General features: G+C 39.2%; 25 protein-coding genes and 2 pseudogenes. 22 read left to right on the top strand and 5 right to left on the bottom strand.

Features of this window, described 5'->3' with window-relative positions; translation table 11 throughout:
* Nucleotides 1–209 precede the first annotated feature (209 nt).
* The gene (locus QKW49_RS07810) at nt 210–662 is read right to left on the bottom strand and encodes a CBO0543 family protein (protein WP_282866986.1); all 453 of its coding nucleotides are present in this window, start codon (nt 660–662) and stop codon (nt 210–212) included.
* Nucleotides 663–1308: 646 nt separating this feature from the next.
* Here QKW49_RS07810 and QKW49_RS07805 point away from each other — a divergent pair.
* Nucleotides 1309–1473, top strand: coding sequence for a hypothetical protein (locus QKW49_RS07805; protein ID WP_282866985.1), 165 nt, complete (start codon nt 1309–1311; stop codon nt 1471–1473).
* A gap of 68 nt (nt 1474–1541) precedes the next feature.
* On the opposite strand, the gene QKW49_RS07800 is transcribed toward QKW49_RS07805, so the two are convergent.
* Nucleotides 1542–1673 (bottom strand): hypothetical protein, encoded by a 132-nt coding sequence (locus tag QKW49_RS07800; protein WP_282866984.1) that lies wholly within the window; start codon nt 1671–1673, stop codon nt 1542–1544.
* A gap of 250 nt (nt 1674–1923) precedes the next feature.
* Here QKW49_RS07800 and QKW49_RS07795 point away from each other — a divergent pair, with 250 nt between their 5' ends.
* The 6 genes from QKW49_RS07795 (at nt 1924) to QKW49_RS07770 (ending at nt 7232) form a co-directional block, all read left to right on the top strand.
* The gene (locus QKW49_RS07795) at nt 1924–2817 is read left to right on the top strand and encodes a phosphatidylglycerol lysyltransferase domain-containing protein (protein ID WP_282866983.1); all 894 of its coding nucleotides are present in this window, start codon (nt 1924–1926) and stop codon (nt 2815–2817) included.
* A 9-nt stretch (nt 2818–2826) separates the two neighbouring features.
* Entirely contained in the window at nt 2827–3987 is a 1161-nt protein-coding gene (locus QKW49_RS07790) for a GNAT family N-acetyltransferase (protein ID WP_282866982.1), read from the top strand.
* A gap of 14 nt (nt 3988–4001) precedes the next feature.
* Nucleotides 4002–4829: a DegV family protein gene (locus tag QKW49_RS07785; RefSeq protein WP_282866981.1), complete on the top strand. Its 828-nt coding sequence runs from the start codon at nt 4002–4004 to the stop codon at nt 4827–4829.
* A 268-nt stretch (nt 4830–5097) separates the two neighbouring features.
* A complete protein-coding gene (locus QKW49_RS07780) occupies nt 5098–5646 on the top strand; it encodes a DJ-1 family glyoxalase III (protein ID WP_282866980.1) in 549 nt (182 codons plus the stop codon).
* 368 nt (nt 5647–6014) lie between these two features.
* Nucleotides 6015–7028 carry an adenosylcobinamide-phosphate synthase CbiB gene (gene cbiB / locus QKW49_RS07775; RefSeq protein WP_282866979.1) on the top strand — a complete coding sequence of 338 codons (1014 nt, stop codon included), beginning with the start codon at nt 6015–6017 and terminating at the stop codon, nt 7026–7028.
* A gap of 39 nt (nt 7029–7067) precedes the next feature.
* Nucleotides 7068–7232, top strand: a complete 165-nt coding sequence (locus QKW49_RS07770) for a hypothetical protein (protein WP_282866978.1) — start codon at nt 7068–7070, stop codon at nt 7230–7232.
* 125 nt (nt 7233–7357) lie between these two features.
* Here the strand turns inward: QKW49_RS07770 and QKW49_RS07765 are convergent, their stop codons facing one another.
* Nucleotides 7358–7933 (bottom strand): Uma2 family endonuclease, encoded by a 576-nt coding sequence (locus tag QKW49_RS07765; RefSeq protein WP_282866977.1) that lies wholly within the window; start codon nt 7931–7933, stop codon nt 7358–7360.
* A gap of 34 nt (nt 7934–7967) precedes the next feature.
* Entirely contained in the window at nt 7968–8141 is a 174-nt protein-coding gene (locus QKW49_RS07760; protein ID WP_282866976.1) for a hypothetical protein, read from the bottom strand.
* Nucleotides 8142–8353: 212 nt separating this feature from the next.
* Here QKW49_RS07760 and QKW49_RS07755 point away from each other — a divergent pair.
* Nucleotides 8354–8788, top strand: a pseudogene (locus QKW49_RS07755) (ATP-binding cassette domain-containing protein); the annotation flags it as partial.
* A gap of 251 nt (nt 8789–9039) precedes the next feature.
* Here QKW49_RS07755 and QKW49_RS07750 read toward each other — a convergent pair.
* A pseudogene (locus QKW49_RS07750) lies at nt 9040–9273 on the bottom strand (hypothetical protein); the annotation flags it as partial.
* A 528-nt stretch (nt 9274–9801) separates the two neighbouring features.
* Here QKW49_RS07750 and QKW49_RS07745 point away from each other — a divergent pair.
* From QKW49_RS07745 to cobC, 14 genes are all read left to right on the top strand, one after another.
* On the top strand, nt 9802–10401 hold the full coding sequence (locus tag QKW49_RS07745) for a CobD/CbiB family cobalamin biosynthesis protein (protein WP_282866975.1): 600 nt from the start codon (nt 9802–9804) through the stop codon (nt 10399–10401).
* Between the two features lie 278 nt (nt 10402–10679).
* Entirely contained in the window at nt 10680–11801 is a 1122-nt protein-coding gene (gene cobD, locus QKW49_RS07740; RefSeq protein WP_282866974.1) for a threonine-phosphate decarboxylase CobD, read from the top strand.
* The gene (locus tag QKW49_RS07735) at nt 11785–12414 is read left to right on the top strand and encodes a precorrin-8X methylmutase (RefSeq protein WP_282866973.1); all 630 of its coding nucleotides are present in this window, start codon (nt 11785–11787) and stop codon (nt 12412–12414) included. The genes cobD and QKW49_RS07735 overlap by 17 nt, the downstream gene beginning before the upstream one ends.
* A 22-nt stretch (nt 12415–12436) precedes the next feature.
* Nucleotides 12437–13564, top strand: a complete 1128-nt coding sequence (gene cbiD / locus QKW49_RS07730; protein WP_282866972.1) for a cobalt-precorrin-5B (C(1))-methyltransferase CbiD — start codon at nt 12437–12439, stop codon at nt 13562–13564.
* Nucleotides 13557–14180, top strand: a complete 624-nt coding sequence (gene cbiE / locus QKW49_RS07725) for a precorrin-6y C5,15-methyltransferase (decarboxylating) subunit CbiE (protein WP_282866971.1) — start codon at nt 13557–13559, stop codon at nt 14178–14180. Before cbiD ends, cbiE begins: the two co-directional genes overlap by 8 nt.
* Entirely contained in the window at nt 14173–14790 is a 618-nt protein-coding gene (cbiT, locus tag QKW49_RS07720) for a precorrin-6Y C5,15-methyltransferase (decarboxylating) subunit CbiT (RefSeq protein ID WP_282866970.1), read from the top strand. Before cbiE ends, cbiT begins: the two co-directional genes overlap by 8 nt.
* Nucleotides 14787–15494 (top strand): precorrin-2 C(20)-methyltransferase, encoded by a 708-nt coding sequence (gene cobI, locus QKW49_RS07715; RefSeq protein WP_282866969.1) that lies wholly within the window; start codon nt 14787–14789, stop codon nt 15492–15494. Before cbiT ends, cobI begins: the two co-directional genes overlap by 4 nt.
* 113 nt (nt 15495–15607) lie before the next feature.
* On the top strand, nt 15608–16360 hold the full coding sequence (gene cobM, locus QKW49_RS07710) for a precorrin-4 C(11)-methyltransferase (RefSeq protein WP_282866968.1): 753 nt from the start codon (nt 15608–15610) through the stop codon (nt 16358–16360).
* Nucleotides 16357–17406 (top strand): cobalt-precorrin 5A hydrolase, encoded by a 1050-nt coding sequence (gene cbiG / locus QKW49_RS07705; RefSeq protein WP_282866966.1) that lies wholly within the window; start codon nt 16357–16359, stop codon nt 17404–17406. Before cobM ends, cbiG begins: the two co-directional genes overlap by 4 nt.
* Nucleotides 17407–17660: 254 nt before the next feature.
* Nucleotides 17661–18395, top strand: coding sequence for a precorrin-3B C(17)-methyltransferase (gene cobJ / locus QKW49_RS07700; RefSeq protein ID WP_282866964.1), 735 nt, complete (start codon nt 17661–17663; stop codon nt 18393–18395).
* Nucleotides 18392–19156, top strand: a complete 765-nt coding sequence (gene cobK, locus QKW49_RS07695) for a precorrin-6A reductase (RefSeq protein ID WP_282866963.1) — start codon at nt 18392–18394, stop codon at nt 19154–19156. The genes cobJ and cobK overlap by 4 nt, the downstream gene beginning before the upstream one ends.
* Nucleotides 19144–19704: a bifunctional adenosylcobinamide kinase/adenosylcobinamide-phosphate guanylyltransferase gene (cobU, locus tag QKW49_RS07690; protein ID WP_282866961.1), complete on the top strand. Its 561-nt coding sequence runs from the start codon at nt 19144–19146 to the stop codon at nt 19702–19704. The genes cobK and cobU overlap by 13 nt, the downstream gene beginning before the upstream one ends.
* 19 nt (nt 19705–19723) lie before the next feature.
* The gene (cobS, locus tag QKW49_RS07685) at nt 19724–20464 is read left to right on the top strand and encodes an adenosylcobinamide-GDP ribazoletransferase (protein WP_282866960.1); all 741 of its coding nucleotides are present in this window, start codon (nt 19724–19726) and stop codon (nt 20462–20464) included.
* A gap of 265 nt (nt 20465–20729) precedes the next feature.
* Complete coding sequence (cobC, locus tag QKW49_RS07680; protein WP_282866959.1) at nt 20730–21323, top strand: alpha-ribazole phosphatase; 594 nt, start codon at nt 20730–20732, stop codon at nt 21321–21323.
* Nucleotides 21324–21449: the final 126 nt, after the last annotated feature.

Genomic DNA, 21449 nt, shown 5'->3' with positions numbered 1-21449 from the left:
CGCAGCTTTTCTGAAGGATTTACGGTTTACACAGAGTTTTCTATGTGAAATATTGGGTGTCGATGTACCTGTCCCCATGACATTCAAAGGGTAAAACTATTTTTATATAATCACAATTGATTTTCATCCGATACGATCTTCTTATTTTCAACCTGATATGAATAAGGAATATATTGGGTTTTTTATTGTAACTTGTGTTTAATAAGGTTTTACTGCTGCATAGTAGTGCTGCTATAGAATATCGAATGAATACAAACTAGTCCAAATGGAACGAAGTAGCTTACAAAAGTCCAGTATATGTTCCAACCGTTAAGATATATTTCTTCACCTAAATTAATTAATGTATATTCACCCAAGGTATTAAATAATGCCAGTCCTAAAACATAGAATACCCATAATCTTCTGTTTTTAGGAAGATGCTGAATCAAAAGCATTGCTTGAACAGGGTATAAACCTATATCTGCAAAAAAAGTTACATCAGTATGAGGGTTAAGCTCCTTAGGGAATTTCCACCAGTTGTAAGTATCTTCTATTAAATTTACAAATAATGCAATGAGAGATGCAAAAGTTCCTGAAATAAATAATTGTTTTATTCTTCTTTTATCGGCTAGGATAGAAAAGGCTATCCAAGGAAAAACAAAAACTAAAGAATGTAATATCATGCACATATCACCTCGGCAAATGATTTATTATTATGCTTTGCCGATAAATAATATTTATTCGCTAAGTTATAAAACTCAAGGTTATATATGCCGGCTACTTGATTTTTAAGTATGTTGGAGCAATAATCTTACCGCAGAGGAATGTTAATGCTTCTAAAATATTGCCGTAAGTATGGCCGATTTTTGTTGAACTCCAAAAAAATGGGAATTTAAATAGAATTGCAGCAACAACCTATAGTAGTTCACCTTCCTCTGTACGATGTCTGAAAAATATTAGCTGCATGAGTCTTAACAAGACCGATATCATGAATAGCTTCTATAACAAAATACTTCAACAGTTATAAGTTTGTTTCAGTTTAACAGATGTGCGATTCATTCATTCAATTTTTTTAGATTTTTTCCTAAACTTAAGATATTGACAGCAGCGTTCTATATGTTAGGTTCTGCTGTACTTCATGGCATGAAACAAGTGCCTAAATATCCAATATATTACACAATTTGGTTAAAAAAACGTATTTTTTTGTTAGCGGTGGTTTCTTTTGTGGTATCAATATGTTATAAGTTATTATGTATTAAATTTTTGGGATCTGGCGTTGCTAAGGTACATACCCCGGAAGCAAGCTTGTTCGAGTAGGAGGTGCTCTCTATGCAAACAGATTACGAAAAACTTCTAAGTAATCTAATCCGGTATCTGCAAGATGAGCTAAATAATTGTCTCAAGAGTCAAAGCACATCAATACAGGACATAACAGAGCTACGCAATCAGCTTGAAGCCCTAATCGATGAATACTCACTCATTAAATCGGGATAAAGTCTTTCACAAAGTGGTTTTGCTTTAAAGGATTCAATATCTCCAGGGGGGGCTAAGTAAGTAGCCTTTCATGCGATTGCGTTTGCACCTACACCCGGAATGAGTAACGCTTCATATCCGCCTGCGCAAAAGTGTACCGCAGGTTCTACAAGCCATTCTGTTTTTTTAGCCGCAGCTTTCATAGTATTGCTTTCTTTCATTAGATCATCTCCTGTTTATATGATAGGAATTAGATATATATAGTTATATCATATTTGAAAAACTTAATAAATATTTATTTCGTGTGTGCTATGATATGAAAAACTTTAAAAGCATTGAATCAAATTGTCCATCGATTTTAAAGAATGCCCCCGGAGGGTTTGTTGAAAACTTTTCGTTTAATTGTTATAATAAAATGGTAAAAATAATAAGATTAAGATATCCAACATTTTAGTATCAGGAGCGCAGATAATGATAGAATTAAAAGACATTACAATAGACAGTAAAGAATTGTTTGATAAGTACCTGGCATTGAAAAAATATGAGATTTCGGACATGACGTTTACCAACCTGTTTATGTGGCGCAAAAGCTACAATATAAAGTATACACTGGTAGAAGATTATTTATGTATATTTGCACAATATGAGAAAAATCCGCCTTTTATATTGATGCCTATAGGAGAAGGCCAAATTTCACCGGTTTTGGAGAAAGTGAATGCATATTTTGAAAGCAGAGGAAACAACCTGGTTATTAAATCCCTTATAAAAGGCATGATGGAAGAAATCGAAAAAGAAATGCCTTCGAAGTTTGAGTATAAAGCGGATCGAAGCACTTTTGATTATGTTTACGATAGTTCGGATTTAATTCATCTTGAAGGGAAAAAATATCATTCCAAACGAAATCATATTAATAAATTTGTTTCCGGTTATGATTATACTTACTATCCGCTTACTTCAGATTTGATTGATGACTGTATAAAAGTTGCCGAGGAATGGTGTGCAAAAAGAAATTGTGCAGAGAGCAAAGGGCTGGAACAAGAAAAATCAGCGATTATAGATGCATTGAATCATTTTGAAAAGCTGGCTTTTAAAGGCGGCGTTATTAAAGTTGCCGATAAAGTCATTGCGTTTACTTATGGAGAGCAGTTTACCGATGATATGGCAGTGATTCATGTAGAAAAGGCAGACGCAGATATACCAGGGGCCTATACCATTATTAATCAAAAATTCTGTGAAAATGAGTGGAGTAACGTAAAATATATCAACCGTGAAGAGGATTTGGGCATTCCGGGTCTAAGAAAGGCAAAACAATCTTACAAACCCGTTCGATTGATAGAAAAATATACTGGAATTCTTGTTAAATAGGGGATGTACATGGATATACGATTGGTTTCGCAAAAAGACACAAATAGTATAAAAGAGATGTGGAGCTATTGTTTTGGTGATAAAGACCCGTTTCTTTCGTGGTATTTTGAAGAAAAGTATAGTCCGGTGAATACCGCCGCAGTGTATGAACATGATCGTCCTGTGTCTAGCATCCAGCTATTGCCGTACGAACTTTGTTTCCATGATACGGTGATACAGGTGTCTTATATTGTGGGTGCCGCAACGTTTCCTGAAGTCAGAGGAAAGGGTTATATGCAAGCACTGCTAAAAAAATCTATGGAAGTGATGCGTGAAAGAGGCCATTATATCAATATTTTACTGCCGTTCAAATATCCGTTTTACAGAAAATACGGTTGGGAAACCTGCTATTATCATAAGCATTATAAAATTGAAATGAATGATTTGAAGCCCATCATCAAAAGGTATGGTAGATTGAGGCCGGCGAATATGGATGATGACATTTATAAAATGCTGGATGTATACGGTGACTTTACCTCAAAAAGAAATGGCTGTATTGTACGAACTTACAAGGATATGAAGAGTATTTTAACCGACCATTCTTTTGAAGACGGTAAAGTCTATATACTTGAGAACGAAAGCGGCAGTGCGGAGGGGTATATCTTATACTCCATTCAGTCCGGGGTATTCAATATTCATGAGATGGCATATGTGAGCACCGAAGCTTATAAAGGGTTACTGTGGTTTGCATATTCTCATACCGCGCAGGCGGAAAAATTATCATGGAAAGCGCCGGAAGATGATATGTCGTACATATTTTTATCTGAGCCACGGCAGGATATAACATTAAAACCATTTGTGATGGCCAGAGTGATCGATGTGGAAAAAGTTCTTAAGCTTTTAATAAAGGACTGTACCCAAATGCCCGACATTACAATGCATATAGAGGACACTATGGCAGAATGGAATAATGAAACATTTGCAATACAAAACGGACATGTACAAAGATGTAATGATAGTATACCTGACCTGGTATGTTCCATTAATACGTTTACTCAGCTAGCGATGGGTTTTATCTCTCCATCACAAGCTTACCATTTAGGATTGCTGCAGCAAAATAATAAAGATAGTATTGAAAAAGCTCATAAAATATTTAAAATAAGTAATAATTTTATTAATGACTATTATTAAAAAGGAGTGGAAAAATGAAAATTGTAGCTGATAGCTGCTGCGACTTAAATGAAGACATCAAAAAAGAAGTCAATATCGCGATTGCTCCTCTGACAATACAATTGGAAGGTATGACGTATAGGGATGACCAATATCTTGATATTGACCGGTTTATAAAAAAAATGAGAAACAGCAAGGAACTTCCAAAAACCGCATGTCCTTCGCCTCAGGAGTTTATAGAGCAATATAAGGGGGAGGAAAGTGTTTTTGTGGTTACGCTTTCTTCTGCTTTAAGTGGGACATACAAAAGCGCAATGTTAGCGAAAGAAATGTTTTTGGAGGATATTGGCAATAAGTTTATCCATATTTTTGATTCCCTTAGTGCCTCGGTAGGGGAAACGCTGATTAGTCTTAAGATTGACGAATTTATTAAAAAAGGTCATGGAGAACCGGAAATAGTAGAAAAAGTAAATAAATATATTCAGGATATGAAAACATTCTTTATGCTGGAAACACTCGAAAGCTTAGTGAAAGCAGGAAGAATCCACCCTCTTGTCGCGAAAGTCTCTACGGTTTTAAACATAAAACCTATCATGACTACTGCTGAAGGGTCTATCAAGCTGCATGAAAAGGTGATTGGCGCAAAAAAGGCTTTTAGAAGGTTTGTTGAGGTCGTGGGAGAGCAGGGAGTTCATCTTGAAGACAAGGTACTTGGAATTGCGCACTGCAACTGTCTGGATAAAGCGCTTGCATTTAAAGAAGAAGTATTAAAGAGATATAAGTTTAAAGATATTATCATAGTAAAAACAGCGGGGATTAGTACGGTATATGCAAATGAGGGAGGATTGATCGTAGTTTTCTAGAAGTATATGGATTGGTAGTTATAGATAACGAACTTTAGATTCGTAATTTACCAAGCTATACATCACGCTAACAGTTAAGATTCCGTAGGGGCGGACGACTCTGTCCGCCCGCAGATAGGGTAATAGTACAGCGGGTGGACAGGGTCGTCCACCCCTACGATAATAAAGCAGATGTACTGAAACAAGCATTAAAATGTTGGTAATAACTTTAAAGTTTTTTATCTATAGTAGAGGCTGACGAAAATAAAGACAACTAGGAGGGATGATCATGGTATACATTTTTCTAGCTGATGGTTTTGAGGAAATAGAAGCGCTTACGGTGGTGGATGTTTTAAGACGGGCAGATATTGAAATTAAAATGGTTTCTGTCATGGATAAGACGGTAACAGGTGGACATGGGATTATGGTTCAGGCGGATTGCCTGATCGATGAGATCAATGGTGAAGATGCCGATATGTTTGTGCTGCCGGGAGGAATGCCGGGCACCACCAATCTGGAGAAGAATGAGAGATTGCAGGAGTTTTTGAAATATGCGGTAGACAATAAGGTATGGATTGCCGCGATATGTGCAGCACCCATTATACTTGGAAATAAGGGTTATTTGAAAGATATGCACTGCATTTGTTTTCCCGGTTTCGAGAAATATTTACAGGGTGCCGTTATCAAAGATAATCATGTAAATATCAGTGGAAAATTTATTACCTCAAAAGGCCCTGGTACGGCGCTGGACTTCGCATATACCATCGTATCCATATTGAAAGATGATGATACGGCCCATCGTTTAAAAGTACAGATGCAATACGCCAACCATTATTAAATGGCAGTACGCATACGATATAAACCTTTCTACAAAGATATTGGGTCTGTAGGGGGCCGCTGATAAAGTTGTAATTTTTTGAGCAGAAGAAATCAGACAAGGGGACTGGTCTGCTGTCAAGCCTGATTTTTGGCCGGACTGCGGACCTGAGCCCCGCCCTTGTGTGATTTCTGAACAATTAAGCACTTTTTTAGTAGCCGCAGCCTGTAGAAAGGTTTTTTTGTATTATGGAAACCACATGCACAAAATGATTTAGATAACATAAAATGATGTATAAATATTACCAATAATCAAATAAATGTTCATTGTACCTAAATGAAAGAAGTGTTAGAATATACAGTATGATTAATGTTAAAGGAAGAATGTAAATGGATTTTTTTTTGATATACTGTATTTGCATCGCGTATTTAATTGATTTGTTGATTGGTGATCCATACTGGCTTCCCCATCCTATTTGTGCGATAGGAAAATTGATTAGTAAAGCAGAAGAGTCTTTAAGAATGATTGTAGATAAGACAAGCTCTGTTGAAAAAGCAAAAGCGGAAAAAACCGCAGGTGTATTTTTAGTATTTATCGTGATAGGGATAGTTGGGCTAACCGTTAGTATTATCATCTATCTTGCAGAATATATTGATAGGTGGACTTTTAGCTCGGCGTTGTCTGTCATATTAACCATTTATTTGATTTTCGCCTGTCTTGCGACAAGATGTCTGGCGGTAGAAACAAAAAAGGTGTATATCGCACTAAAGAATGGCGATTTGGCTGAAGCCAGAAAGATGCTATCCTATTTGGTGGGGAGAGAGACGTCACAGCTTTCTGAAAAAGAAGTCATAAGGGCAGCAGTGGAAACCGTTGCGGAGAATATTGTGGATGGCATCATATCTCCGCTTTTTTATGCCTTTTTAGGGGGGCCGGTGCTGGCGTTTGTTTATAAGGCAGTCAATACAATGGATTCAATGGTAGGATATATGAATGACAAATATATTCACTTCGGTTGGGCAGCGGCCAAGTTAGATGATGCCGCCAATTACATTCCGGCAAGAATCACCGGATTCATTATACCGATAGCTTCGGCAATACTGGGGTTCAGGGCTGCACATAGCTGTCACGTGATGTGGAGGGACCGCCGTAATCATAAGAGTCCCAATTGTGCATACCCTGAGGCAGCGGTTGCAGGAGCTTTGGGGGTACAGCTTGGAGGAACCAATACATATTTCGGAACACAAGTATACAAACCGACCATCGGTGATGACAACAGACCGTTGAGGCCGGAAGATATTTTATATACGATACGCATTGCGTATATGACATCTTTTTTAAGTTTAATAGTATTTATAACAGGATATATATTCATTCAAAATGTATTAACAAGCTTATTATAATAGCACGTATAGTAGAGACGTAAGAATGGAGAATGTACTTTGAATCATCGAGCGAATATTCATGGGGGAAATATATACCAGGCACAAGAACAATATGGTGTCGGGATAGACCAGGTATTGGACTACGGTGCAAATATCAACCCTTTAGGCATACCCAGGTCTTTGCAAGCTGTCATTACCGATAATATGAATATCTTAACCTAGGGGTTTGTGTAGTAATGGAACAAAAAACCGTAACTATATTACATTATTTTCTACATATTTTACAGCAAAAAGGGTACTGACTGTAAAGTGCATTTTATATTTAAAATTCAGTACCTTTTCAATGTCTATAAATTAGCAAAAACTGTGTTCAGATCGATTATGAGATCTGGAAAGGTTGCTATTTGCATTTTGTTTTCGTCAGTATATGTTTCAGGCCTACCATACCGTTTATTTTGTTGCAAAATGAACACATTAACAAATTTTCCTTCTGGATCTACTATCCAGTATTCCTTAACCCCGGCTTTTTCGTACATATTGAATTTTGATACTCTATCACGCCTTGAAGTAGCAGGAGATGTAGTTTCGATTATAAGAGTAGGCACTCCAAAATAGCCTGTTTTTCTGAGCTTGCTTTCATCACATACTACCACTACATCTGGCTGAACAACATTACTGATTTCATCATCGGTTTCATTGTATTCTGCGAGGCATAAATCAAAGGGTGCTGCAAATGCTCTACATGGCTTATTTACGAAGTAGTTTGATATTTGCCTATAAAGTTCACCAGTTATACTTTGATGTTGCCAGGATGGAGCCGCTTGCATGTATGGTACACCATCAATAATTTCGCAGCTTTCATCTTCAGGCCATGTAAGATAATCTGTATAAGTATATTTCCTTTGTTGACTTGGTAAAGGCATATTAACACACTCCTTTTCTCAATATTATATTTACTCAATTATTTTGATCTTTTTCGTTCCTTATTATATATACAATATTGGTCATAATATCTAGTTTAATGAGCATCCTGATGTAATCAGACCGACTGTTAATACTGTACTTCTTGCACTGTTCATCCAATTGTTGTAAGGTTTCTTCATCGAGGTCACGAATATCTATTCTTGCCATATTGTCACTCCTTTACGGATATATTCCGTACATAATTGTATCATCTATTGGCATATAAAGCAAGAAGAGTTTAAAGCCCCTCTTACATGAGTATTATTTAGTAATCTAGTTCGGCAATCATAGCATCTACTTCGTGGCCAGGCCAATATTCGGATGGATAAGCTTGAAGAACCAAAATCATTAAAAAACTATAGTCATTAAAAGAATATAGAAAAAACGTTAGCTATTTGCTACAGAGATCAATTATTATTGATGGAACATTAGAACAAAATATTAGTTTGGGTATTGAAAAGTACAATGAGCAAGATATTTATTTAGCAATAAATAGGGCAGGATTATCAAGTCTTTTAAAAAAATCTAGTGACGGAATTCATATAATGTTAGGAGTTAAGGGAATAAAGGTTTTAGAAGGTGAAGCACAGAGAATTAGTTTAGCTAGAATCATTTTACGTAAACCAAGAATTATTATTCTTGATGAGCCAACATCAGCACTTGATTGGCAAACAGAAGAAATAATATTAAATGTAGTGAAAGAGCTAAAAACAAAGAACAATGCATTGGTTATTCTTACACATAAACAAAGAACATTAAATATAGCAGATCATGTAATGTTATTGGAAAAAGGTACAATTCAATTGCTGGATTAAATTATTTGCTATTTTACTTTATAGAAAACTTTAACAATACGTCCAATACAAAGCTATTTTTTGATGTACTGTCGTCTGAAAGACTCACGAAGAAAAAGTTTAAAATTTAAGATTAAGCGGAAGATTGAAAGAAAATTAAAAATTATTGAGAGAGAGAAAAAGTTCACCAAATTGTATTTTTGTTACCACTCAGGTATTTCCAATCCTAAAATGGCTGTGCTAGTATGCAAATATGGTTTGAAACCCCATATCTAAAAAATGCAACTCAAATAAAGATGCTTTCTAGCATCCCCATAGATTACAACTAAATATTTGTTATGAGGTATGAAGGGGTCTCTCTTAATCGCTTTTATCAGTGACTCAAATACTTGCTTCTCATTTTTGCGGCATGTCGAGATATAGCCACATATCTTACAAAACCCATCGGCTCTAGCTTTTTGACGGGAACAACCTGAGATTTTCTGTTTCAGCTTCATCATCCGTAGAATATAGGAGGTTGTGATAAAGTACTTGATCGGTCAGGGCAACACATGGGGACAGGGCCGCAGTCCGGCCAAAAACCAAGCCTGACAGCAGACCAGTCCCCAAGTCTTGCCCTTCTGAGTGCTAAATTCGACTTTATCACACCCTCCTATAGGAGGGTGTGATAAACCCCCTGATCTTTAGGAACTTAAGGTTATGCCTCCAATGTTTACATGTTAATAATCTTATAGTTAAGGTCGAAAGTGAATATTCTTGTGCGGCAGAGCCAAATTTGAGGCGGAATATTCAGATAACATAAAATGATCTATAAATATTACCAATAATCAAATAAATGTTCATTGTACCTAAATCAAAGAAGTGTTAGAATATACAGTATGACCAATGTTAAAGGAAGAATATAAATGGAATTTTTTGATATATTGTATTTGTATCGTTCATTTGATTGATTTACTGCTTGCTGATCCATACTGGCTTTCCTGCCCTATTTGTGCGATAGGAAACTTGATTAATAAAGCAGAAAATCTTTAAGAATGATTGCAGATAAGACAAGCTTTCTGGAAAAAGCAAAAGAGGAAAAAGAAGTCATAAGGGCAGCGGTGGAAACCGTTGCGGAGAATATTGTAGATGGTATCATATCTCCGCTTTTTTATGCTTTTTTAGGGGGGCCGGTGCTGGCATTTGTTTATAAGGCGGTCAATACGATGGATTCAATGGTAGGATATATGAATGACAAATATATTCACTTTGGTTGGGCAGCAGCCAAGTTAGATGATGCTGCTAATTATATACCGGCAAGAATCACCGGATTTATTATACCACCAGCTTCCGCAATACTAGGGCTTGAGGCTGTACATAGCTGTCACGTGATGTGGAGGGACCGCCGTAATCATAAGAGTCCCAATTGTGCATATCCTGAGGCAGCGGTTGCAGGAGCTTTGGGGGTACAGCTTGGAGGAACCAATACATATTTCGGAACACAAGTATACAAACCGACCATCGGTGATGACAACAGACCGTTGAAGCCGGAAGATATTTTATATACCATACGCATTGCGTATATGACATCTTTTTTAAGTCTGATAGTATTTATAGCAGGATATATATTCATTCAAAATGTGTTAACAAGATAGGATGAATAAAAAATTCTAAAATTATAAATTCGAGCACGGAAGTAGGAATGCTACTTGGGGACGGTTCGAGATTACTGAAAAAGTCCGATTTAGCACGCAGAAGGAGTGAAGCGTGGGGACGGACCTACTGCTGCGCTTGCTTTTTAGGGAAGCTGTAGGTCCGTCCCCGTGCTTTGCGACTGACCAATCAAGCAAGCATTCTTTCAGTATGTGGCATTCGGGTAAGATTGTTTCTAACGTTAGAGTTCTTGATCTATAGTAAGAATGGAGAATGTACTTTGAAGCATAGAGCAAATATTCATGGAGGAAATATATACCAGGCAGAAGAACAATATGGTATTGGGATAGATCAGGTATTGGATTATAGTGCAAATATCAATCCTTTAGGAGTACCCCGGTCTTTGCAAGCTGCGATTACGGATAATATGAATATCTTAACCTGCTACCCCGACCCGGATTACATAAAGGCAAGGACAAGCCTTGCTCATTATCATGGTGTTGATATATCCAATATTATCATGGGAAATGGTGCGACAGAAATCATTTTTCTATTAATAGAAACTTTGAAACCCCGAAAAGTACTCATTCCTTGTCCAAGCTTTTCGGAATACGGACAAGCCGCAGTTCATGCCGGCTGTGAGGTAGAGCATTATAGAATCAAAGAGGAACAGGACTATATTCTTGATCCGGATGGTCTGATTGATTCCATTGATCAAGATGCTGAAATGTTGATATTATGCAATCCGAATAATCCGACCGGTCAAATCATCAAGAGGGACAGCATGAAGACGATTTTAAACGCATGCAGGGAAAGAGGCATCGTAGTAGTCATTGATGAGGCATTTGTCGATTTTGTGGATGAAGAGCAGAATATATCCATGGTAGATCAATTGGAAGGATATCTTAACCTCTTTATCATAAAAGCTCTAACCAAGTTTTTTGCCGTACCCGGACTAAGATTGGGTTATGGCTTGGGAAGTGAAAGACTGATCAAGCGTATTTCATTAAAGAAACAGCCATGGTCTTTAAATAACTTTGCAAGTTTGGCGGCCGAGCTTCTGACAAAGGATAGTGAATATATCCGGGAAACAAAAGCATGGCTCAGAACAGAACGAAAAAGATTTTATAATTGCTTGGGATTGATAGAGGGGATAAAGGTATTTGAGCCTTTTGGCAATTTCATATTGATTAAGCTGCTTAGCCCTCATATCACCAGCAGCATGATATGCGAGAGAATGGCTCAAAAAGGAATACTGGTAAGGAATGCGGAAAATTTTATCTTTCTTGACAAACAGTATATAAGAATTGCCATTAAAGATCAAAAGGCGAACGATATATTTATTGAAAAATTCAAACAAACATTAAAAGAGGTGGAAGTTGCCGGTGGAATACATACATAACCCAAAAGCGATTGAAGAAAAAAGCTTTGAAATCATTACGAAAATATTGGGATCCAAGGAGTATACCCCACAGCAGGGAAGCATTATCAAAAGAGTCATACACACCACTGCTGATTTTGAATATGCGGATTTATTGGAAATCAGCGATGGTGCGATAGAGATGGCCTTGGAGGAGATTCGAAAAGGCAGTCATATTGTTACAGATACCAATATGGCTTATGCCGGTATCAATAAACGGGTAGTGGCAAGCTTTGGAGGACAAGTGCATTGTTTTATTGCCGATGAGGAAGTCGCTCGGGTTGCAAAGGAAAAAGGGATTACACGGGCAATGGCCTCAATGGATGCAGCAGCACAAAACCCGAAAAATAGAATCTATGCTGTTGGAAATGCGCCTACAGCATTATTCAGGCTGAAAGACTTGATTGAGAGTGGAAAAGCCAAGCCGGCGGTCATTATCGGTGTTCCCGTTGGATTTGTGAATGTAGTGGAAGCGAAAGAAGCGATCAAGGCATTGGGCATTCCCTATATCATTGTAAATGGCAGAAAAGGTGGCAGTACCGTAGCCGCAGCCATCGTAAATGCGATACTATATATGATAGGAGACAGGGAATAAACCTTCGAGTTGTGGTGATGATATGAATTTTGAACTGTATAAAATTGTAAACGGGAAGAAGATGCGCAGAGGATATACAACCGGTTCCTGTGCGGCGGCGGCAAGCAAGGCGGCAGTTATGATGCTGACAGAAGGAAGACTGATAAATCATATCGAAATCGATACGCCGAGGGGGTGGCGCATCTGCCTGCCCGTTGAGGATATAGAGCATTTGGGTGATGAAGTAATATGCAGTGTCATAAAAGATGCCGGAGATGACCCGGATGTAACGCATGGCATAAAGATCTGTGCATGTGCCCGATGGAAGGATACTATCGGCATTGTCATTAAAGCCGGGGAAGGTATCGGCACGGTGACCCGTCCGGGCTTGCAGGTGAAGGTAGGAGAACCTGCTATTAACCCGGTACCCCGCGCGATGATCTTGAAAGAAGTGGAAGAGGTACTGCCGAGCAACAAAGGTGTGGAAATTACTATCAGTGTGCCGGATGGACGTGAGATAGCCAAGAAAACCTTCAATCCCAGGCTTGGAATTGAAGGCGGGATTTCTATCCTGGGTACATCTGGGATCGTGGAGCCTATGTCGGAAGAAGCATGGAAGGAATCCTTAGCGTTGGAACTTAGTGTACTGGCTGCCGCAGGGCAGAAGACGGTTGTGCTGGTGCCGGGTAATTATGGAGAAAAACTAGCAGCGGAGACATTGCATATTCATAGGAATAATATCGTAAGGACAAGCAATTTCATAGGATTTATGCTCGATAAATGTGTTGAGTATGGATTTCAAAAAGTGCTGCTGGTAGGTCATCTCGGAAAGCTTATTAAGGTAGCGGCTGGGATATTTTACACTCACAGCCATACTGCCGATGCGCGAGCGGAGATTATGACCGCGTATGCTGCCGCCCAAGGAGCGGATATCCGAAGCATTCAAGCATTATTAAATTCCAATACCACCGAGGAAGCTGTAGAGATTTTGGAGCGGGCAAATATTAACGGCGTGTATGGTATGATTACCAACCGCATAAGCAATCGGTGCAGCCAGAGAAGCAGAGAGTTGCTGAAGGTAGGTACGGTGATATTTACATTGGAAAAGGGAATCCTTGCAGTGGATGATGAGGCAAAAAGTATACTTCAGGAGTTGAATACCATTGAATAAAATTTATGTTCTGGGAGTAGGTCCGGGTTCCTCCGAATATGTGCTGCCTATCGTTACAAGGTTGGTAGGTGAGTCGGATATTATCATTGGCGGGCGGAGAAACCTTGATATATTTAATCTAGACAGTAAAAGAAAAATGATTATTCAGAGCAATTTGAAAGAGATTGTTGATTTTATCAAGGATAATAGAGAACAGTATAAGATTTCGGTACTTGTTTCAGGAGATCCCGGCTTTTACAGCATGCTGAATTATCTATTGCTTCACTTCGATCAGCAAGAGTTGGAGGTGATCCCGGGAATCAGCTCTACTCAATATCTTATTTCCCGCATGAAAACATGTTGGCAGGATGCAGTACTTACCAGTTTGCATGGAAGAATGGACAAAGACTTTTTAAATACTGTTCGCAATCATAAAAAAGTGATTTTACTGACCGATAACCAATATTCTCCTGACAAAATTGCCCGGTATTTGATGGAAAAAGGATTTTTACATAAGAAAGTAACTGTAGGGGAGAACCTCAGTTATGATGATGAGCGAATTGTTGAAGGAAGTTTACAAGAAATTGCTGAAATGCGAAATTTTCAAATGAGTGTGATGGTGATAGAAGATGAATGACAAGAAAACGGGACAAGCATGGGATTACATTACTCCCGGCATACCCGATGAGATGTTTATCCGGGGTGACATACCCATGACAAAGCAGGAAGCAAGAACCGTTACGTTATCCAAGTTAAGATTAAAAGAAGATATGACGGTATGGGATATTGGTGCGGGAACCGGATCCATTTCCATAGAGGCTGCGCTTCAATGTAAAGATGGAAAGGTTTTTGCGATAGAAAAAAATCCCGAAGGTGTACAGCTTATCGTCAAGAATATGGAAAAATTCGGGATTCGCAATGTCCAAGTGGTAGAAGAAAGTGCACCGCAAGCATTGGAAAATCTACCTGCGCCGGATAGAGTGATGATAGGCGGTGCCGGAGAACACTTGGAACAAATATTGGATGATGCCCATAGGATGCTAAAGGCACAAGGCAGGATTGTAACCAATTGTATTACCATAGAAACGGTGCATGATACACTTGGCTGGATGGAAAGCCATCAATATCAAGAGATTGACGTGGTATGTATTTCGGTTTCAAGAGCGAAAAAAGTGGGTGTAAGGCATATGTTTCAAGCTTTGAATCCCATATATATCATCTCGGGGATGAAAGGAGAAAAAGAGTGAAAGGGACATTTTACGGCATCGGGGTAGGGCCCGGTGACCCGGAACTGGTTACGTTAAAAGCAAAGAGACTGTTGGATGAATGCCAGGTCATCATTGCCCCCATTACAGCTATGGAAAAGCAGAGTGTGGCATTAAATATTGTAAAACCGCTGCTGCAAGAGGATAAGACGGTTGATACACTGGTTTTTCCTATGACATATGATGAACAAGAATTAAGCAGGCACTGGGATGAAGCGGCGCAACATATATTTACGCTGTTGGATGAAGGAAAAAATGTTGTTTTCCTGACACTAGGAGATCCGATGGTGTACAGTACATATATGTATATTTTAAAAAGGGTAAAAGATAAAGGCTATTTTGCTGAAACCGTACCGGGGATTACGTCTTTTTGCGCCGCATCAAGCCGGACCTGCCTTCCACTGGCGGAAGGCAGCGAAACCATTGCCATCATTCCTTCTGCTTATGAATGTGATAATTTGGATGAGATATTGGATAAATTTGATAATATCGTGTTAATGAAAATATCCAAAAACTTTGATAAGCTGGTAGATATCCTTGGTCAGCACGGGTTAAAGAAAAACGCGGTATTGGTAAGCCGGTGCGGTTTGGATGAAGAAATGATTGAGTATGATTTGGATAGACTGATTGGGCAAAAGGTGAATTATCTGTCTATGATTATTGTAAAAAAATCAATGGGGCATTAGTTCACAGAGACATTGGTTCACAGTTCACAGATTTTTAGTTTGTATCCGATGCTTTCGCAAGGCCCTGTGAACAATATAGGTGTAGAAAATAATGAAATAAGGAGCGTTGATATATGGTCTGTTTTATCGGTGCCGGTCCGGGAGATCCTGAACTAATTACGGTGAAGGGACAAAAACTTATTAAAGAAGCAGATGTAATTATTTATGCAGGATCATTGGTGAATCCTGAAGTGATAAAAGATGCGAAAAAAGATGCGTTAATATATAACAGTGCGGATATGACTTTGGAAGAAGTTTTACATATCATGAAAGATGCGGAGCAAAATAAAAAAAAGGTTGCGCGGGTACATACCGGTGATCCGAGTATTTATGGTGCGATACGGGAGCAGATGGATGCGCTGGACACCATAGGGATTTCTTATGAAGTGGTTCCCGGTGTCAGTTCTTTCGTAGCTGCCGCCGCGGCCTTAAAAAAAGAGTTCACCCTTCCCGGGGTTGCGCAAACTGTTATCCTGACCCGTTTGGAAGGAAGAACGGCTGTTCCGGAAGGCGAAAGATTGGGGAGTCTTGCAAGGCATGGCGCATCCATGTGTATTTTTTTAAGTGTTGGTATGATGGACAAGGTGGTAGAAGAACTGCTGGAAGGTTATGAAGAAAATACACCTGTAGCGGTGATCTACAGAGCTTCATGGCCCGATGAAAAGGTTGTATCGGGTACGTTAAAAGATATTTCGGAAAAGGTAAAGAAAGCAGGGATTACCAAAACAGCACAAATCGTGGTAGGAGATTTCCTGGGAAATAGGTATGAACTTTCCAAGCTATATGATAAATCATTCAGTCATGAGTTCCGGAGTGCGAAAGAATGAAAATAGCTGTGATTGCACTGACATCTAATGGTGCTGAATTGGCTAAGCATTTGGCACATTTACTTGGAGCTCAGCTTTATTTGCCTGAGAAATTTTGTATGATAGATGAGAAGTGCTCTCCTATAGGAGAGAAGCTGGGTGGTGTGGTAGAAAGAATTTTTAATCAATATGATGCGCTGGTATTTATCATGGCAGCAGGCATTGTTGTAAGAAGCATTGCTCCCTTTATTAAAGACAAAAAAACAGACCCGGCAGTGGTAGTATTGGATGAAAAGGGTAAGAACGTCATTAGTTTGTTATCGGGACATATTGGAGGTGCCAATGAACTTACGCTGCGCATTTCTCATCTGATTGGCGCTAATCCGGTTATTACCACAGCCAGTGATGTGAATGACACTTTAGCCGTAGACATGCTGGCAAAAAAACTAGGGTGTGAGATAGAGAATCAACAACATTTGACAGCCATCGCAGCGTCCATTATAAACGGACAGAAGGTGGGCTTTTACAGCGATTATGAGAATGTTTTTGAATTACCGGATAATGCTGTTATAATAAACACTCACCAACAAATAGATAAGAGTTATGCGGGCGCCATATTGTTAACGCATCATATTTTAAAGGATATTACTATACCTCATGTCTTTCTAAGGCCCAAAAGCATCGTCTTAGGCATTGGTTGTAGAAAAAATACGCCAAAAGAAAAAATTCTGGAGGCAGTTTCGGAATATTTGCAGCAGCTTTCCATCAATAGCGGATGTATAAAACATATCGCAACGGTGGATGTAAAAGCTGAAGAACAAGGCCTGATACGGGCAGCAGAGGATCTTGAAGTGCCGTTAGTAATAGTTGATAGAGTGCAGATACGGAAAGTGGAGCAGGAGTTCGAATGCTCACCATTTGTAAAAGAGACCATTGGGGTAGGCTGTGTAGCAGAGCCTTGCGCGGTAGTATCTTGTTGCAATGGCAGGTTGATAGGCGGTAAATACATAAAAGACGGTGTCACTGTGGCGGTGGCAGTGGAGAAAAAATTGGAAATAGATCATTAAGAAAGAACTTTGATTTTATTATAGATAACCAAAATCAAAGTTAAAAGTATCCTGTATTTAAATTCCAACTAATAGCAAACTAGGTGACTGTTTGTAGGGGCGGACGACTCTGTCCGCCCGCAGATAGGGTAATAGTACAGCGGGTGGACAGGGTCGTCCACCCCTACGATAATAAAACAGATGTATTGAAACAAGAATTAACATATTGGTTAAAAACAACTTTGAAGTTTTTTAGCTATAAGTGGAGGTTATGTATGTCAGGAAAAATTTATGTCGTGGGGCTTGGACCCGGAGGCCGGAGTCATATGACGATTAAGGCATTACAAGCACTAGAGGAATCGGAAGTCATAGTAGGGTATAAAACATATATTGAATTTATCGAAGATTTAGTAAAAAACAAAGAAGTTGAAAGCTCCGGAATGAAAAAGGAACTGGACCGATGCAGATTGGCGTTAGAAAAAGCTTTGGAAGGGAAACGGGTTTCTCTTATCAGCAGCGGGGATGCAGGAGTGTATGGTATGGCAGGAATCATGCTGGAGGTTGTGAAAGAAGCCGGTGCTGATGTAGAAGTTGAAGTAATCCCTGGAATTTCAGCGGTAAATGCGGCAGCATCGGTATTAGGGGCACCGGTCATGCATGATTTTGCGGTAATCAGCTTGAGTGACCTGTTAACATCATGGGAGGTTATTGAAAAAAGATTGGAATGTGCAGCACAGGGAGATTTTATTATCGCACTATACAATCCAAAAAGTCATGGGCGTACACAGCAAATTGTAAAAGCACAAGAGGTCATGAGAAAATATAAGTCGGCTCAAACACCGGTGGGAATTGTGCGAAACGCTCAGAGAGAAGGGCAGGAGATACAAATAACCACCCTCGACAAGATGTTAGAGTATGATATAGATATGCTTTCGGTGGTTATTATCGGGAATTCTACCACTTATATTCATGAAGGGAAAATCATCACTCCAAGAGGATATCGGTTATGATATTAGTATTTGCAGGAACACAGGATGGAAGGGAATTGGCTGCATATCTGGAACAACATGGTTATAAGGCAGCTGTTTCGGTGGCCACAACATATGGCGCCGAACTGGTGTCGGAATCAGAGAATATGGCCGTCATTCAAGGAAAACTGCATAAAGAGGATATGTTGAGAGTTTTCAATAATATGAAGATATCGGCTGTAGTGGACGCAACCCATCCTTTTGCAAGGAATGTATCGGAAAATGCTGTTCACGCTTGTGAACATGCGGGTATTCATTACTTAAGATATGAAAGGGCAAAAGGAGACTATAAAGAATTTGAAAATGTTATTGTCACACAATCCTTTGAAGATGCGATTGACCGGCTGAACAGCATGAATGGTAAGATATTTTTGACCACAGGAAGTAATAATCTGAAGTTTGTAATAAAAGAAATAAATGAAAAAGACCGGCTGATTGTTCGAGTACTTCCCGGTACGGAAATTATGAGCCGATGCATGGAGTTGGGATTGCAGCCCAAGCAAGTCATAGCAATGCAGGGACCGTTCAGCAGGGAATTGAACCGCGAGATGTTTAGACAGTGTAATACAGCGGTAGTAGTTACAAAGGATAGCGGCAGTGTCGGAGGAATGGAAAACAAGCTGCTGGCTGCACAAGATTTAAACATTCCTATCATGGTGATTGCCCGCCCCAACATAGATTATCCTTTAATAGCCGCAACATTTGAAGAAGTATTGGAGAGAGTAAAACAATGGGAAAATTGATATTGATTACAGGCGGTGCCCGAAGCGGAAAAAGCATCTTTGCGGAAAAAAAGGCCGGAGAGTTGGGGGAGAAAATACTGTACATCGCTACATCCATTCCTTTTGATGATGAGATGAAAGATAGAATAAGAAAACATAAAGAGCAGCGTCCGGCATATTGGGACACATTGGAAACCTATAAGGAACTGGATACCGAAATAAAGCGGACATACAATGGGCACCAGGGAATCCTTCTCGATTGCATTACTGTCATGACATCCAATATCCTATTTGAAGGAGAAATTACCGATTGGGATACTTGTACGATGGATGAGATTAATATGCTTGAAATGCATGTAAAAAGCGAGATAGATAAACTGATTTCCATTACTACTCATATGGACGTGCCTGTCATTGCAGTGACCAATGAGCTAAGCATGGGGATTGTTCCTGAAAACAGGCTGGCAAGGATTTTTAGGGATATTGCCGGCAGAGCGAACCAACAGCTTGCGGCCGTGGCAGAAGAAGTATATCTGGTAGTGTCCGGAATCCCCATAAAAATAAAATAGTATAGAAAGCTGTGAAGTCATGTTTAAAAGAATTATTTTGATGATTCAATTTTTAACTCAAATCCCCATTGCCATCAATCTGGATGTGAACGAAGAGGATTTTGGAAAAGGTTTGGCCTTCGGGCCTTTGATAGGGCTATTGATAGGAGGATTCATTGCCTTAATATATCGTGTATCCTCTATGGCAGCACATGGATTGTTCCCGGCTGCGGTGGTGATGGTCTGTTATGCGATGATGACCGGAGGGCTACATATTGACGGTTTAGGAGATACTTTTGACGGACTGTTCAGCAACCGTTCAAAGGAACGCATGCTGGAGATTATGAGAGACAGCAGGGTAGGAACCAATGCGGTGATTGCCATTGTATCGATATTTTTGTTGAATACCGTGTGTATTGCCGAACTTGGGAAGGATGTAATTGTAAAAGTTTTACTGATTATGCCTGTAATGGGACGGCTGGGTTCGGTGTGTTCAGCAGGGATGTCAAAGTATGCCCGGAGCGGAGAGGGGTTAGGAAAAGCTTTTATTGACTACTGCGGAATCAATCAGATTGTTATCGGAACGTTGATATCCGGTATCATTGCTTTTTTATTGTTCAATCTAACAGGCCTTATTTTTATAGGATCAACTATAATATTTACCTATCTATTTGTTCAGTTTGTAACCTCTAAAATAGGAGGTATGACAGGCGATACCTGCGGCGCCGCCTGCGAATTAAACCAGACAATTTTTTTGACTCTTGCACTTATTTTGTTTTAAAATAATATCTATATACGTCACACTAAGCAATGAATGTAACACGGGGACGGTTCTCCTGTCACCCAAAACCGTTGTGACATGAAAACCGTCCCCATGTCACATTTTTTCTTCTACGCCTGACTGTAATGTACTTAGTGTTATTTATATAAATAATATGTTCCTGCCAATAGCAGACTCAAAAAGATATAATGAGTTTATATATCCACTAATCATTGTCCATTGTACAATGTCCATTGTCCATTTTCTATTAGTGTGGGGTGAAAAAATGTTAGAGCTCATTCTTGTCCGTCACGGGGAAACCGACAGCAATATCAGAGGTACATACTTAGGGTGGACCGATATTCCGCTTAATGAACAGGGAATAAAGCAAGTAGACCATATCGCTAAGGTTTTAAAGGAAGAGAAAATAGAAGGAATCTATTCCAGCCCTTTGAAAAGAACCATGCAAACGGTGCAAGCAATCAATAAGTATCATCAAAAGCAGATTACAATTCTAGACGGATTGAAAGAACGTAATTTTGGGATATGGGAAGATTTGATTTATGATGATATTAAAGAAAACCATAAAGAACTCCATGATCACTGGCTGCAAAATTGGATAGATTTTACCATTCCTGAAGGGGAAAGTGCCGGACAAACCTTTGATAGAATTGTAAAAGCGGTAGATGAGATTACGAGCAGCTATGAACACGGAAAAGTAATCATTGTAACGCATCTGGGCGTCATAAGAAACATCATCGCGTATTTGCTGGGCATGGACATTGAAGGAAGCTGGCATTTCAGTGTGCAGAACGGAAGTGTGACAAGAATACAGATTACCGACGGATACGGTGTTTTAATGTCGTTGAATGAATGTTAGTTAATATTTTAATGTATATCGGAGGATGCGAAAAAGTCCGATTCAGCACATAGAGGAAATCGAACTTGGGGACTGACCCTGCTGTTTGCCCGGGTTTGGCATAACAGAGGGACTGTCCACATGTTT

This window comes from Petroclostridium sp. X23, from assembly GCF_030013905.1.
GTDB lineage: Bacteria > Bacillota > Clostridia > SK-Y3 > SK-Y3 > X23.
Note: the sequence above shows the minus strand (reverse complement) of the source record. Positions and strands in the feature narration are given on the sequence as shown.